The organism is Shewanella corallii, from assembly GCF_023349125.1.
In the GTDB taxonomy this organism is placed as follows: domain Bacteria; phylum Pseudomonadota; class Gammaproteobacteria; order Enterobacterales; family Shewanellaceae; genus Shewanella; species Shewanella corallii.
Genome location: NZ_JAKIKT010000008.1, coordinates 35,496 through 49,680, shown reverse-complemented (window position 1 = coordinate 49,680; position 14,185 = coordinate 35,496). Strand labels below are relative to the sequence as shown.

Genomic DNA, 14,185 nt, shown 5'->3' with positions numbered 1-14,185 from the left:
TTGAAATGAAGTATTGGCTTTCAGCACTGGCTCTGGGCTTTTTCGGATTTATTCTTTGGGTGATCTATCTGGCCAATACTGGCCAACAGAGCATCTTTTTCCAGTTTATTGCCGGGATCCCCTATGGCGATAAATTAGGACACTTTGGTTTGTTTGGAACACTGACCCTGGTCGCAAATCTGGCCTTGTCCTGTCGATATTGGCGTATTGGTCGAGTGAAGATATTAAGGGGGACCTTATTGGTTAGCCTATTTGCATTGCTGGAAGAGGGCAGCCAGTCATTTCTCCCTAATCGTACTCTCGACTGGCAAGATTTATTGGCAGATGCTGTCGGGATTATTTTATTCAGCTTTGTGGCTATGAAAATGTATGCCTGGATGAGCCGCCGCTGAACCAGACTATATCTCTGCCACTAAAAGGGTTAACTGCGTTCACTAATGAATTGGGATTAAAGTGAGAGCCAATGAATATTGTCCTGACAAATATCAGGGTTATATCTAAGGTAATAATTGTCCCGTAAGTAAACTAGATAAACTCAACAAAATAAACAGAGTTGCTGTTTTTGTTTATCGTCATGTTTTGCATGGTTAAATGTTATTTTGTTGCCGGCTTGTTCTTTTGTGAAAACAAATAAATGGTCTTAGTGGTTAATATTTGGTCAGTAAATACCTATAGAGAGTAAATATGCAAAGATATGGGTTGTATGTTGCTACTTTGTTGACATTTTATTGTAACTCCTGTCTTGTATATTAGCGTAATCTGGGGTTGAGTCATGCGGTATCAAGTCCCGGCTGAAAACTAAAGGCAAACGTGAAGCTAGTATTGGCTTACACCTTGGTTAATTTGCCAAGAAATAACTGTCAATAGACTTTTAGGGGTTTACCATGTCCAATTCAAGACGTGTGCTGGCGCTCGCTTTGAGCGGGGTCAGTATGATGTCCTATGCTGCCGATGATCTTATTATTACCGAATATGTAGAGGGCAGCTCTCTTAATAAAGCGGTCGAAATATATAATCCAACTTCTGCTTCTATCGATTTATCTGCATATCAACTCGATATCTATTTCAACGGTTCAACCAGTGCTAATACCCGAATTTCACTGAGTGGAAATCTGGCTGCCGGTGACGTTTATGTTGTCGCCGATGATGGTGCTGATCCTGCTATTTTAGCGGTCACTGATCTCACCAGTTCAGCCAGCTTTTTTAATGGTGATGACGCCATTGTGCTGCAAAAGAATGGCACTGTGGTAGACAGTCTGGGCCAGGTAGGCATTGACCCGGGTAGTGAGTGGGGCAGTGGTGACCTGTCTACTGCCAACAATACCCTGCGCCGTACTGAATTGACTGCCGACACGATAGTTGACGATGCCGTGACGCTGGCGGGTTGGGAAGGCTTTGCCAACAATACTTTTGATGATCTGGGCAACTTTGATGGTGGTACGACACCGCCACCTCCTCCGCCGGTAGATTTTGCCTGTGATATTGAAGCAACACCGATTCATGCGGTTCAGGGCAGCGGCGATGCCAGCCCTCTGGTCAATACCACTGCGGACGTTCAGGCCGTTGTCACTGCTGTCATGCCGGGACTGAAGGGCTTGTACGTGCAGACGCCTGATGCGGACGTTGATGCTGACGCCGAGACCTCTGAAGGTCTGTTTATTTATCTGGGGACAACGGATATCAGCTACCAGGCTGGTGACTTGGTACGTTTCCGGGGGCAGGTGACTGAGTTTTTCAATCTGACTCAGTTGGGCAACATCAGTGATGAGCTGCTGTGTGGCAGCGACCAGGTGATGCCTTCATCTGTATCGGTAAGCTTACCGGTAGCGGAAGTCGGTGATCTGGAAGCCTTTGAAGGCATGCTGGTGAAGTTCCCACAGAATTTGATAGTCAATGATGTCTACAACCTTGCTCGCTTTGGTGAAGTGATTCTGGGCTCAAGTCGCCACTATATTGGGACTCAGGTCGCTGAGCCGGGTGCGCCTGCACTGGCGGTATCCGCTGCCAATGCCAAAGACTCGATTGTGATGGATGACAATCAAACCGCGCAGAACCCGGATCCTGTTGTATATCCTGCACCTGAGCTGAGTGCGGCCAACACCCTGAGGGTGGGTGACAGCGTCACGGATCTGGATGGCGTGCTGCATTATTCATTCAGCAAATACCGTGTGATGCCTACCGAAACCGTGAATGTGGTTCACACCAATGCCCGTACAGAGGCGCCTTCACTTGAAGGTAACCTCAAGGTAGCCAGCTTTAACGTACTGAACTACTTCAATGGTGATGGCGTGGGCGGTGGCTTCCCAACCCCACGTGGTGCAGATACTGCTGAAGAGTTCACCCGTCAAAGAGACAAAATCATCAACGCTATGCTGGCAATTAACGCCGATGTGTTTGGTTTGATGGAGATTGAAAACGACGGATATGGTGCTGACAGTGCCATTGCAGATCTGGTTAACGGACTGAATGCTGCTGCCGGCAGTACCGAGTTCGCCTACCTGAACCCGGGTGTATCGCAAATCGGTACCGACGCCATTGCAGTAGGTATTATCTATCGTCCCGCTGTAGTCAGCCCGCAAGGTGCTGCTTCTATCCTGGACAGTGGTAACTCTCCACTTGATGCAGATGGGCAGCCGCTGTTCCTGGATACCAAGAACCGTCCAATGTTGACCCAGACATTTACCCATGTTGCCACTGACGAGTCTATGGTGGTTGCGGTAAATCATCTTAAGTCCAAGGGCAGCAACTGTGACAGCCTGGGTGATCCTGATCAGGGCGACGGCCAGGGCAACTGTAACCTGACCCGTACCCGAGCAGCTCAAGCTATCCACATCTGGTTGGCCAGCGAGTACCCTGAACAGGCTATTGTGGTAATGGGTGACCTGAATGCTTACGCCATGGAAGATCCTGTGACTGAGCTGGAATCAGCTGGGTATGAAAACCTGTTCACCCTGCTTGAGAAGCCAGATGAGTACTCCTATGTGTTCTCAGGTGAAACCGGCAGTCTTGACCATGCATTGTTGAATGCTGCTCTGGCCGAGAAACTGGTGGATGGCGCACATTGGAATATCAATGCCGACGAGCCAAGGGCGCTGGATTACAACACTGAGTTTAAGTCGTCGTCCCAGCAAGTTGATTGGTATGCAGCAGATGCCTATCGCTCATCTGATCATGACCCTGTCATTCTGTCTTTGGATATGACACCTGCCAACGAAGCTCCTGAAGCCTCTTTTGACACAGCAATTCAGGGGTTGCAGGCCAGTTTTACTTCCACCTCCAGTGATACTGATGGTGAAATAGTTGATTGGAATTGGGACTTTGGGGATGGCAGCCAGGGTGTTGGTGAACAGGTGAACCACGCTTATGCGGCATCAGGTGACTATCAGGTGACTTTGACCGTGACTGATAACGCAGGAGCGCAAAATAGTGTAACCGAGACGGTAACCATTGATGCCGGTGATGCCCCGGTAGCTCGCATTTATCATGTAAGCTTCTTCCGCCTGCATTTCTTCCTGTCGCGCAGCTATGACCCTGATGGTCGTGTTGTCAGCCACAGTTGGGAGTTCAACGATGGCACGGTGAGAAACAGCCGCTTTGCCATCTATCGTGGTCGCGATGCCGATGAAGTGACACTGACAGTGACCGATGATAATGGTCTGCAGGACAGCACCAGTGTGAATTTCTGACACTGATTCTGTTGTGATTAAGCCGGCGCTGTCAGCGCCGGCTTTTTTGTTGTTAAAAAGGCCTGCCTCGACAGCTAAGGTTGACTGTGCAAGCATGGTCGGGGTTCAAAGTGAGGGATTTGAGTTTGGCAGGGACAGAGTTGAATACGGGTATAAACCCTAGCGGGCGATTGGAGAGTCTGGATATTATCAGAGGGTTTGCACTGTTGGGCTTGCCCTTTATGAATATTATTAGTTTTGCCATGCCCATGAGTGCCTATTTGAACCCCATGTCATGGGATACTGATAATCCTCTCAATTACCCCTTCTTTGCTGTTTCTTATCTGTTTTTTGACCAGAGGTTTATGGGGCTGTTCGCTCTGCTTTATGGGGCCGGGGCCGCTTTGTTATGCGACAAGCTTAGAACCGAACAGGGCAGTGCAGGCGGCATTTTTATCAGACGCCAGTTGTGGTTATTGGTGATCGGGATAAGCCATGCCTGGTTTCTCTGGAACGGCGATATTCTTACTTTGTATGCCATGCTCGGCTTTATGCTGTTTCCTCTGCTTAACCTCAGAGCGATGAACTTAATGATCGTCGCCGGCCTGTGTTTGGTCGGCGCGGCTTTCCTGGGAACCATGGATGGCGTCAGTCACGAGGTATTGGGCGATGCTGCCTGGCGGGACCTGGGAGCTTTTTTTGCGCCAGATGCCGAGCAGCTAATTGCGATGAAAGCCTTCTACCAAGGTGACTATCAACAACTGATGCATTTTCTGCGAGGGGCTAATTGGGATGGTGGCGAAATGGCTGCCGGAGCTGACTTCGTGTTGTTGAACTGGTTTTTCTCTGTGGCACTCAAGGCATTTGCCATGATGTGTATCGGCGTTGCTCTGCTGCGTTTGGGGTGGCTCAGCGGTAGCGCGCCAGTCCGGCTTTATCAAAGGTTGGCATTTGCAGGAGTGGGCGGCGGTTTTGCATTGTCTTTGTTCGGGCTTTGGTGGAATCATGATATGGGTTGGAGCATGTCCGCCTGGTTCAGTTTTGGGCTGGTGCCCAATATTCTGGCGTCGACACTCATGTCCCTAGGATATCTTGGACTCCTTTGCCTCTGGCTCGGGAGGGGAGACAGGGGGAAACAGCTGCAGAAAGCACTGGCCAATGTCGGACGCATGGCGCTAACCAATTATCTGGGGCAGTCATTGATTATGGCGCTGATCTTTTTCGGCTATGGGCTTGGCTGGTATGCGCAGTTGGGCCGGGAGGCACTGTTTTTGGTGGCTGTGTGTATAGGCTTGATGCAGATTGTCGTGAGTGGATTGTGGCTGGCGGTATTCAGGCAAGGACCTATGGAGTGGCTGTGGCGGGCATTGACCTGGTGGACTCTGCCGCCACTGCTTAAACGCAATTAGGGTTATTTCTTAACCCAGCTACCCTGAGCGCTCTGGATAAATTCTCCTGACTTGGCTGCGGCAATCGCCTTAGCACCAACTTGCTGCTCCACAAAAGCCAGACTTACGCCATTTTGTTTGGCGATTTTTTGGTACTGAGCTTTACGCTTGGTATTCACTTCCAGCATCACAGCGGCGGCGTCACTGTTGGCAACCACCTGGCCCAGATAGCCATTAAGTTGCTCACCCAAATATCCCTGTGACTTGGCTTCCTGCAGTGTCATGGCAAAAGCACTGGCACACAGCATCAGGCTTATCATCAGGCCGGCAAGATATTTCATATCAGGACTCCTTTTAAAACAGGCTTTTATCAGTCAACAAGCTATCCAGCTCCTTGTCGACTTTGATGCGGATGTCGTGTTCAACCTTGACATTAAGGTCTATCACTATGGGCTTGTCCGGGGGCTCAATTTTGACCGTTGGAGTACAGGCTCCCACTGCCAGCAGCAGTAGAACAAGTGTCGACGTCTTGGTGATTACATTCACTGAAATTCCCCTATTCGAGTGAGTCTTGCAGCTGTTGTTGCAGTGTGTTGCCTATTTGCAGGCTTTGCAACAGTTGCAGCAGATTTTCCTCATGGTTGTAGTTGAATTCTATAGGTCTTTCTATGCCGGGACTGCGGCCTTTAACCTGAACCTTCAGCTCGGCTTCCCCCCCGGGTTGCATATCAAAGGTGCTGGCCAGTGTGTTGTACTCCAGATGTTCCAGCGCATTAAATGCAAAATCCAGATGTGGTTGAGATTGTCTGAGTGACAGCACAGTTGGGTTGTCGGTCACCGCAATCAGCCCCCCTGGCGCTCTGGCGGCGAGGCGACCGCCATTAACACTGACTTTGCCCTTTTCAATTTTAGCTGGCAAAACACCATCAAAAATTCCGGTTGCGGTGACCCCTTCCAGTGGTTGTAACGCCAGCAATAGCGGCAAGCTTAATCCCTGCAGTACCAAATAAGCATGGGAGGTATCGTTGCGGCTCAGGTTAAACTGAGGCAATAAAAACTCACCACCCAACAGCTCGCCTCGACCTTTGATATTCAGTTCGCCCCCATCGCCCAGGGTGTCAATATCCATTTTGCCATCGAGTGTAATGTCGTTGATCGGTAGCCCAGGATTCAAGGTTTCCAGTGTCACAGCCAATTGCTGACAGTTAACTGAATTTGAGCCGGAGGAAAGCTGGCATACTGCTGACACTTTGCCATTTTCAGCGCTGACAGCGCCTTTGCTGACTTGAACCAGATTCAGCGTCGGGGCAAGCTTAAGCTGCCATTGGCCAAGCTGCATCTTCCGCGCTTGACGCTCAACCTTATCCTTGCCAAGAAGAGGGCGGCTCAGGATTGGCAGGGTTAAATTCGCCTGGCCTGACACCTGGGTTTCTAGCATGCCACTGAGGCTAAGTTCTCTGGGGCGATACTGCTTCCACATTTCCGCGGGCACAGTGGAGGCCAGCAGCTGCTCCAGCGTGGGCAGCAGGCTCTGGTTTTGCCATTGTCCGTTAAGACGCCAATTCTGTTGGCCCAGACTCTCTAGCTGGTGGTGACTGGTGACAGGCAGGGCGCCAATTTGCCAGCTCTCACTGGTGGTCAGTTGTCCTGCATGGCCTGTCTCTGTGGGTTGCCACTGCAGAGACTGTTTCAGGCTGGTAAGAGGCAGGTTCCAGAGCTCCCCTTGCTGACTGAGCTTCAACTCCCGGGCTGAAATATTCAATGACATGACCTGTGGTGCCTGTTTGTCCAGCGGTTGCCACAGGGCGAGTTGCTCACCACTGGCACTGAGTTCAGCGACGCCGGAAAGTTCCCGGTTTGATGAGATGAATCTAAAACCCTGTGTGGACAGTGCAAACTGAGGCTTATGCAGACTCAGTTTATCGCCATCCATGCCCAGACTCAGCTCAGCTTTCAGAGAGGGGGAGGTGAGTGACAGTCTCTGCTTGTTCTCAGCCATTGCACCATCAAGCTGGTTTGCATCCAGTTGCAGATTTGCACTCAAGAGCAGTTGGGAAGATGCGGGCTGTGGAGTGTCAGCTTGCTTTTGAGCACTCTTCTCTGGGTTAAAACTCGCGGTGACTTTGCCTTCTCCTTCGAGTTTGCCCCGTTTGACAGACCACTGGTTTAACTGTGATGCACTTGCCTGTAATGAATGTGCAGGTGGCTCTGTGCTCTTATTTTTAGCCGAGTTGCTGGCAAAAAAGTAAAGGGGCCAATTGAGTTCCCGGAACTGCATCTTGGTGTACCAGTCTGAGCTCAAACTGCAACCTTGTGCGCAGCTGAGTTCAGTTTGCCTTAGCGACAAAGCTTGTTTGCCTGCACTTAGCCGCAACTCTCCCGGGCTTTGCACTCTGAGGAAAGTGTTTGTCCGGTTATCTTCCTCAACGGCATGGGAAATCTGTATTGGTTGCTGCCAGGTAAGTTGAAGTTCACTGCTGCTATTCAACTCCAGATTGTTAGCGACAGACAGCCAGTTATCTGATTGAGGCAGCAGAGCGAAGGCGTTATTCAGCTTTAGGCTGCCGGGCGATAGCGTGGTGCTGGTACCTGTACCCTTGGCTGAGTCCTGTGAGCTTGAGCCCAGCGAAAATTCGATACTGTCTGAACTGAGGGAGATAACTTCAGCATTTTCCGAGGCGTCTTGGCGGGCACTGGGTTTGTGCTCTTTTCCGGCTATATCTTTGGGTGTACCTGCCCCGGAAAATTTGGCAACCAGAGTATTCAGAGGGGCGGAGACAGACAATGACCTGACTTGTCCTGTTAACAGCAGCTGTTCATCAAACTGATAATCAAGATCCAGATGGGCATCCCCTTCGAGCTGTAATTCACTGACAGCCTCAAGTATTTCCCTTGTTGGTGCCGGGATTAAGGCTGTGAGGAGTGGGTGCTCCTCAAGTTGCTGTAGCGTTTGATTCCACAGGCCAAGGGGACTTTGGGCATCCAGATGCACCGCAGAGCGGCTCAGTTCACCGGTTAATTGTATTAATGGCTGCTGTGGCGCTTGCTGAGAATTTGGTAAGTAGGCTGGATAAAGATCACCTGCAAACCTGATGCTGTTGACAGCGCTGCGCTGAGCTTTGTCTTCCCCTGTATCTGCGGGGCTGCTGTTTAAGCCAACCTCTTCAAATCTAACGTTCTCAAAACTAATGCTTCCAAGTCCAACGTTCTCAAATCTTAGGGGCAATCCAGCGAGATTGAGTCTGGCTTGCTGGAGCTGAATTGAAGGCAGCGGGGGCAAAGGTTCGGATTGGGAACCGGGGGCCGTTTCCGGGTCTGTGCTCTTGCGGGTCAGCAAAGCCTGGGGCAGGCGGATCAGGTTTAAATCCAGCCGTTGCAGTTTAACTTCGGTCTTGCCAAGTTGCTCCATGGAGAACTGGTAGAAGGGGACGGGAAGCTTTAGCTGTAAGCCGGTTAAGGTGAGCTGATTTCCCCGGTTTTCAAGCTGTAACCGGTCAACAGAAATGATATTTGGGTCAGTGAGTTTGAAATCAAGCTGTTGAATTTGGATTTGATGGGGGTCAAGTACCTGATTGACGAGCGTTTTGGTCAGCCACTGATAGTTGAGCAGCAAGATGACAGTGGCTGCCAGCAGTATGCCGGTCAGCCATAGCAGCAGTTTTCTGCCTGTCATCAAAGGGCCTAGAGCCAGCGAATGCTTGTGGTCAGAGAATGTTCCTGTCCCGGCTCCAGTACCAGTTTGTCTTCCAGTACGTTGGCCGCTTCATGGCAAACCATGGTCAGGTAGTCTTCGTCGTTAAAACGACTCAACCACTTTGATTTGTCAATCCAGGGGTTCCACAATACTGCCGACTGACTGTTTTCCCGGCTCACTTCTATGGTGCCGCCCGGTGTATGCAGCAGCTGAACCTGTCCCAGCTCGGTATAAACTCTGTCAGTTTCTCTATCGAATCTGACTTCATCTCCTTCCTGAGGATAGGGACCTTTGGCAAACTCGATATATTTGGCACCGCTGAAACCTGTCGCTTTCAACTGATGAATATCGCCAACAGGGAAGTAAGTATGTAAAGCCTGAGTCAGAGTGACTGTCTCATCGCCAGAGTTGCGGTTGATGAGGCTGACTTTGAGTGTATCTGTCAGTTCAAACTCCACGGCAACCTGAGTGTTGTGGGGCCAGAAAACCTTGTCAGCTTCGTCGATATTAAGGACAAATCTCAGACGCGCCACTTCATTTTGCATTTTGACCGATTCCAGCGACCAGATGCGGGTCCGGGCAAAGCCATGTTGCGGGAATCCCTCTTTATCGCTCATGCCAAACCATGGCCAGCATACTGGAATACCGCCGCGGATCCCGTTCCCCGGCTGATAGTCATCGGCTTCAGAGACCCACAGCAGCGGGCCTTTTTCTGCTGGCTCAAAATAATCGATTTGCGCACCTTGCATAAAGATGCGGGCCTTGCAAAGTGCGGTGTTGATTTCAACGTAATCCAGCCCATTGGGATGGGTTTTGGTCGTCACAGAGCCCATGATAACTCCTTAATGTGTCTCTAATCCGCTTAAGCTTACCCCTTTACGCCAGTTGGTATAAGTCGACTCGGGCAGAAAAGTGTTTCACTTGATGAAAATTCATCAAGGTATTGGCTTAGATAGATTTTTTGAAAACCAACATGCGATTATTGGCTGGCATGGGAAGGTCTTCCATCAGGCTTAGACCTGCGTTATCTGCCAAGTTTGTCAGCTCATCCATTTCCCGCAATCCAGACAGAGGATCCCTGCTTTGCAGAAACTGGTCGAACTCCCTGTTTGACTCCGAAGTGTATTCACCCTGATAGCGAAAAGGGCCATATATAAACAATGTGCCATTTGCATGGAGATGGCTGGAAGCACACAGGAAGAAATCCGGGACAGCTGAGCCAGGCATAATATGCAGGGTATTGGCGCTGAATATTGCATCGTACCTGCACTCACCCCTTGATCGGGTAACATCCAATTCAACCACTGTTGGCAGGTTGGCACGTTCTGTCTGGTTTTGTCTCAGCCTCAGGTGAGGCAGGTTCGCAGCAAGATCTGACATCTGCCATTCAAGCGCAGGCAGATTAGCAGCAAAAAAGGCTCCATGCTGGCCTGTTCCGCTGCCGATTTCCAATAGCCTCAGCGCCTGTTTCAGCCTTGGTTTCAACTCGTCGAGGATCGGCTGTTTGTTGTTTTCACAGGCCTGGGAAAAGGGCAGGGATGAGGCCATTGGGATCTCCTTATTACTCGGCTTGCTCGCTGGCAATCACAGCTTCAATGGTATGGGCATGAACTTTGACGCAGATGCCATCACGCTTGAAGGCAATCGTCGGGTTGGGCAAGCGCTCCTGCTCACCTTTTGGGGAGCTGAGTTTGACCTTGATATCACGCTTACCATCCAGTACCGACTGGATTTCAGGCAACCGGCTAATCAGGGCTTGCGCAAGAGTATCACAGTCTTTGGCATCAACCGTCAGCACCAGTTCAGCATGTTCCCAGCCTTCAACCGGATAGAGCTTGTCGCCGGGGAAGGGCAGTTCGACACAATACACAGACTGGTCGCCAAGTATCAGCGGCTGGTGGAGTTTGATAATCAGTATTGGACGACCGTTGATAATATTGTTGGAGATTATTTCACCCCTGGCTTCGAAGGCATCGGCCAGAGCTTGTGCTGTGTCGGCACTGTTTACCCGCAAAGCGACGTGGTCGCATTCAAGTTCCAGCTCAGCCAATCCCAAATCTGCGGTAAAGGCCTGAATGCGGCCGGCAAAATCCTGCCAGGTCAGCATCAGGGTATCCAGGGTTAACTTTGTGTCGGTCATTATTTTATCTCAGGTGTTCAGGGCCAAATTTCAATGGGGGTGCCGGGCCGAATAAGTTGCCACAGTTCATCCATCTCTTTGTTGGTAACGGCGATACAACCATTAGTCCAGTTGAATGCCTGCTGCTCCTCTGGCGAGCGTTCCGAGTTGGGGTTTTCACCGTGGATCATAATTTGGCCGCCGGGGCTTACACCCAGCGCTTTGGCGCGCAGACGATCTGCTGCGTTGGGGTATGAAATATGAATTGAGCGGTAGTAGGCGCTGTCTTCTTTCTTGTAGTCCAGAATATAGCGGCCTTGAGGGGTTCGCTGATCTCCCTCTTTGATCTTGTGTCCCGCAGGCGAGTCACCCATGGCGATATGGTAGCGTTTTATCTCCCGGTTACCGTCGTACAGCGTCATGGTGCGGTCCGCTTTTTGAACCACCACCAGATCCACTGCCTGCAGCGGCAAACTTACTATCAGGATACACAGGCAAAGCAGTGTGCGCATTTCGTCTCCACGGGGCTGGGCGCGGTATTTTATCGCTGCATCTTACACTAATTAATCCCGCTGACTCTCGTTTCCTGTTGATTTTCTTAACTTGAAGCCTGCAGGGAATTTCCGGACAAAGGTCACATATTCTGTCGTATTGGTTTAAAGTATCGGCAGTTTTTATGACAAAGAAACCATGTAGACAGGTTAAGTGTATGACCAAAGAAGCTGATGACAGTGTGTTACGACTGCGACTCAGAACCATTATTTTTGGCACAGACACCCGGGCAGGCAGGTATTTCGACATTGCGCTGATTATCTGCATTGTGCTGAGTGTGGCCTTGGTATTGCTACAAACCATAGGCCATGTTCAGGTGGAATATGGTGAGCAGATCATGATGTTGGAGTGGTTTTTTACCGTCATCTTCACCATTGAATATGCCCTTCGCCTTTACTGCTCGGCAGCTCGACTGCAATATATGCGCAGTTTCTATGGTGTGGTGGACTTGCTCTCAATTCTGCCCAGCTACCTGGAGCTTATCTTCCCGGGCGCACATATGGCGCTGCTGATCCGGGTACTGAGGCTCTTCCGTATCTTCCGTGTACTTAAGCTGATACGTTATTTGAGTGAAGGTAATATGCTGCTGCGGGCGATGAAGTTGTCCGGCCGCAAAATCTTTGTGTTCTTTTTCTCTATCAGCCTGTTGGTCATGGTCCTGAGCACCATAATGTATGCGGTGGAAGGACCGGAGAATGGCTTTACTTCGATTCCTCAGTCTATGTACTGGACCATAGTGACCATTACCACTGTGGGCTATGGTGACATTACGCCGCATACGGCGCTCGGTCAGGCGATAGCCGCTCTGACCATGCTGCTGGGCTACTCCATTATTGCCATTCCCAGCGGCATAGTAACGGCGGAAATACATCAGCAGATGGTGCACAGACGCGATCTGCGCCGCTGTCCAAATTGTTTGAAAACCGGGCATGACCCCGAAGCTCATTACTGTAATCGCTGTGGTGGTGAGTTACCGGAAGATATCTAAAAAGGGAATTACATGGGCGAAGCCAAGTTTGTCAGTGGCAGCATAATGCGCCATATCTGGGTAATGAGTTCCACCGCCGCAGTGGGGATCTCAGCCTTGTTTATAGTGGATTTGCTGGATATGTTCTTCCTCAGTCTGTTGGGACAGGAAGAACTGGCTGCCGCGGTAGGGTATGCGGGAACCATTTCGTTTTTCACTACTTCAATCGGTATCGGACTCTCTATTGCCCTCGGAGCAGTGGTGTCCAAAGCCATAGGCCAGAAAGACTTTACTGCAGCCAGACGCCTGCTGCTCAACGCAGCGTTGGTGACTCTGGTCACCTCTGTGTGTCTTTCTATCATAGTGACCTGGAACATCCCCCATCTGCTGGAGTTGGTGGGAGCCAGCGGCAAGACCAAGGCGCTGGCGGAGGATTATCTCTATATTCTGGTGCCATCTTTGCCCTTCATCTGTTTGGCCATGGCACTTGGCGCTGCCCTTCGGGCCGTGGGCGATGCCAAACTGTCTATGATGTCGACACTGGCTGGTGGCGGCGTAAACGCGGTACTGGACCCTATCTTTATTTTCCTGTTTGCCATGGGAATAGAAGGGGCGGCAGTGGCTTCCGTACTGGCGAGGCTCTCTGTGCTGCTAGTATCTGCCCGGGGCGTAATATTCAAACACAAGCTACTGGGCCGCTTCTGCTGGCCTGACTTTAAAGCAGACCTCAGACCGATACTGGCTATCGCCATTCCTGCCATTTTCACCAATATTGCTACCCCCATTGGCAATGCCGTGGTGACCCGGGCAGTGGCAGAATATGGCGATGCCTATGTCGCGGGGTGGGCCGTTGTTGGACGGGTTATTCCGGTAGCCTTTGGAATGATATTTGCCCTGTCCGGCGCCATAGGGCCCATTGTCGGCCAGAACTTTGGGGCTCAGTCATTTGACAGGGTGCGGGAAACCCTGACCCGGGCTATTCAGTTTTGTACTGCTTATGTATTGTTGATGTCGCTGATCCTGCTGCTGTGCCGCGGCCCTCTGATTTACGCCTTTGACCTTTCGGGGCAAAGCGCTGATATTGCCAGCTTTTTCCTTACCTATATCGCCGTCTTTTTTATTTTTAACGGGATATTGTTTGTCGCCAATGCGTCATTCAACAATCTCGGCAAGGCTAAATACTCCACCTTCTTTAATGTAGGTAAGGCAACCCTGGGGACCATTCCATTTGTCTATCTGGGTGGCCTTTGGGGCGGAGTGCATGGTGTGCTGCTGGGGCAGGCGCTGGGCTCTGTGGTGTTTGGCCTGGCTGGCGTATATACCGCTTACCGTTTGGTTGAGAAGGTGCGCAAAGCCCATGAGCCGGAAGTGGAGGAGGAGTTTGATGATCTCACGCCTGCCAGTTCCAGTGCCTTGTCTTCATCCTGTGTGCAGATGCAGTTGGCTGATGCCGGTGACGCTGAAGATAAAAAATAGGGAAAGCACAGAAATTCTGAAACAAAAAAGCCCCGGGAACGGGGCTTAATGATCAGAGGTGAACTTATTCCTGCTCTGCAGATGGGGTTGCGTCGGCCTGACCTTGTTCTTCCTGCTGTTTCGCTTCCTCGGCAGCCAAAGCTTCCAGTTTGGCACGCTCCGCTTTGGAGATATATCTTGGCTTTACCTTAGAGCTTGGGTTCGGCTTCTCTTTCTTGTTTTCTCTGGCCTTGGCACGCTTGGCCATCTGTTTCAGTAACTTCTGTTTCTTGTTCACGACGTACTCCTGGACCGGCTTTTCGGGGCGGTCGACTGCGTTGGGCG

At 50.7% G+C, this 14,185-nt stretch carries 13 protein-coding genes; 5 read left to right on the top strand and 8 right to left on the bottom strand.

The window, feature by feature from the left end; genetic code table 11:
- Positions 1–5: 5 nt before the first annotated feature.
- The 3 genes from L2725_RS18015 (at position 6) to L2725_RS18005 (ending at position 5,074) form a co-directional block, all read left to right on the top strand.
- Positions 6–392 (top strand): VanZ family protein, encoded by a 387-nt coding sequence (locus L2725_RS18015; protein ID WP_249250230.1) that lies wholly within the window; start codon positions 6–8, stop codon positions 390–392.
- A 492-nt stretch (positions 393–884) separates the two neighbouring features.
- On the top strand, positions 885–3,686 hold the full coding sequence (locus L2725_RS18010) for an ExeM/NucH family extracellular endonuclease (RefSeq protein ID WP_249250228.1): 2,802 nt from the start codon (positions 885–887) through the stop codon (positions 3,684–3,686).
- A 221-nt stretch (positions 3,687–3,907) separates the two neighbouring features.
- Positions 3,908–5,074, top strand: a complete 1,167-nt coding sequence (locus L2725_RS18005; protein ID WP_249250227.1) for a DUF418 domain-containing protein — start codon at positions 3,908–3,910, stop codon at positions 5,072–5,074.
- 2 nt (positions 5,075–5,076) lie between these two features.
- Here the strand turns inward: L2725_RS18005 and L2725_RS18000 are convergent, their stop codons facing one another.
- From L2725_RS18000 to L2725_RS17970, 7 genes are all read right to left on the bottom strand, one after another.
- Positions 5,077–5,394, bottom strand: a complete 318-nt coding sequence (locus tag L2725_RS18000) for a YdbL family probable chaperone protein (protein ID WP_115138206.1) — start codon at positions 5,392–5,394, stop codon at positions 5,077–5,079.
- Between the two features lie 13 nt (positions 5,395–5,407).
- Complete coding sequence (locus L2725_RS17995) at positions 5,408–5,590, bottom strand: YnbE family lipoprotein (protein WP_240317127.1); 183 nt, start codon at positions 5,588–5,590, stop codon at positions 5,408–5,410.
- A gap of 19 nt (positions 5,591–5,609) precedes the next feature.
- On the bottom strand, positions 5,610–8,726 hold the full coding sequence (locus tag L2725_RS17990; protein WP_249250226.1) for an intermembrane phospholipid transport protein YdbH family protein: 3,117 nt from the start codon (positions 8,724–8,726) through the stop codon (positions 5,610–5,612).
- Positions 8,727–8,734: 8 nt separating this feature from the next.
- On the bottom strand, positions 8,735–9,580 hold the full coding sequence (locus tag L2725_RS17985) for a D-hexose-6-phosphate mutarotase (RefSeq protein ID WP_249250225.1): 846 nt from the start codon (positions 9,578–9,580) through the stop codon (positions 8,735–8,737).
- Positions 9,581–9,695: 115 nt separating this feature from the next.
- Positions 9,696–10,295, bottom strand: a complete 600-nt coding sequence (locus L2725_RS17980; RefSeq protein WP_115138210.1) for a DUF938 domain-containing protein — start codon at positions 10,293–10,295, stop codon at positions 9,696–9,698.
- A gap of 13 nt (positions 10,296–10,308) precedes the next feature.
- Positions 10,309–10,887: a VOC family protein gene (locus L2725_RS17975; protein WP_249250224.1), complete on the bottom strand. Its 579-nt coding sequence runs from the start codon at positions 10,885–10,887 to the stop codon at positions 10,309–10,311.
- Positions 10,888–10,904: 17 nt separating this feature from the next.
- Positions 10,905–11,378 carry a L,D-transpeptidase family protein gene (locus L2725_RS17970; protein ID WP_249250223.1) on the bottom strand — a complete coding sequence of 158 codons (474 nt, stop codon included), beginning with the start codon at positions 11,376–11,378 and terminating at the stop codon, positions 10,905–10,907.
- Positions 11,379–11,575: 197 nt separating this feature from the next.
- On the opposite strand from L2725_RS17970, the gene L2725_RS17965 reads away from it, so the two are divergent.
- Positions 11,576–12,406: an ion transporter gene (locus L2725_RS17965; RefSeq protein WP_249250222.1), complete on the top strand. Its 831-nt coding sequence runs from the start codon at positions 11,576–11,578 to the stop codon at positions 12,404–12,406.
- 12 nt (positions 12,407–12,418) lie between these two features.
- A complete protein-coding gene (locus L2725_RS17960) occupies positions 12,419–13,861 on the top strand; it encodes an MATE family efflux transporter (protein WP_249250221.1) in 1,443 nt (480 codons plus the stop codon).
- A 64-nt stretch (positions 13,862–13,925) separates the two neighbouring features.
- Here L2725_RS17960 and L2725_RS17955 read toward each other — a convergent pair whose 3' ends face one another.
- On the bottom strand, positions 13,926–14,138 hold the full coding sequence (locus tag L2725_RS17955; protein ID WP_115138215.1) for a DUF2986 domain-containing protein: 213 nt from the start codon (positions 14,136–14,138) through the stop codon (positions 13,926–13,928).
- Between the last annotated feature and the right edge of the window lie 47 nt (positions 14,139–14,185).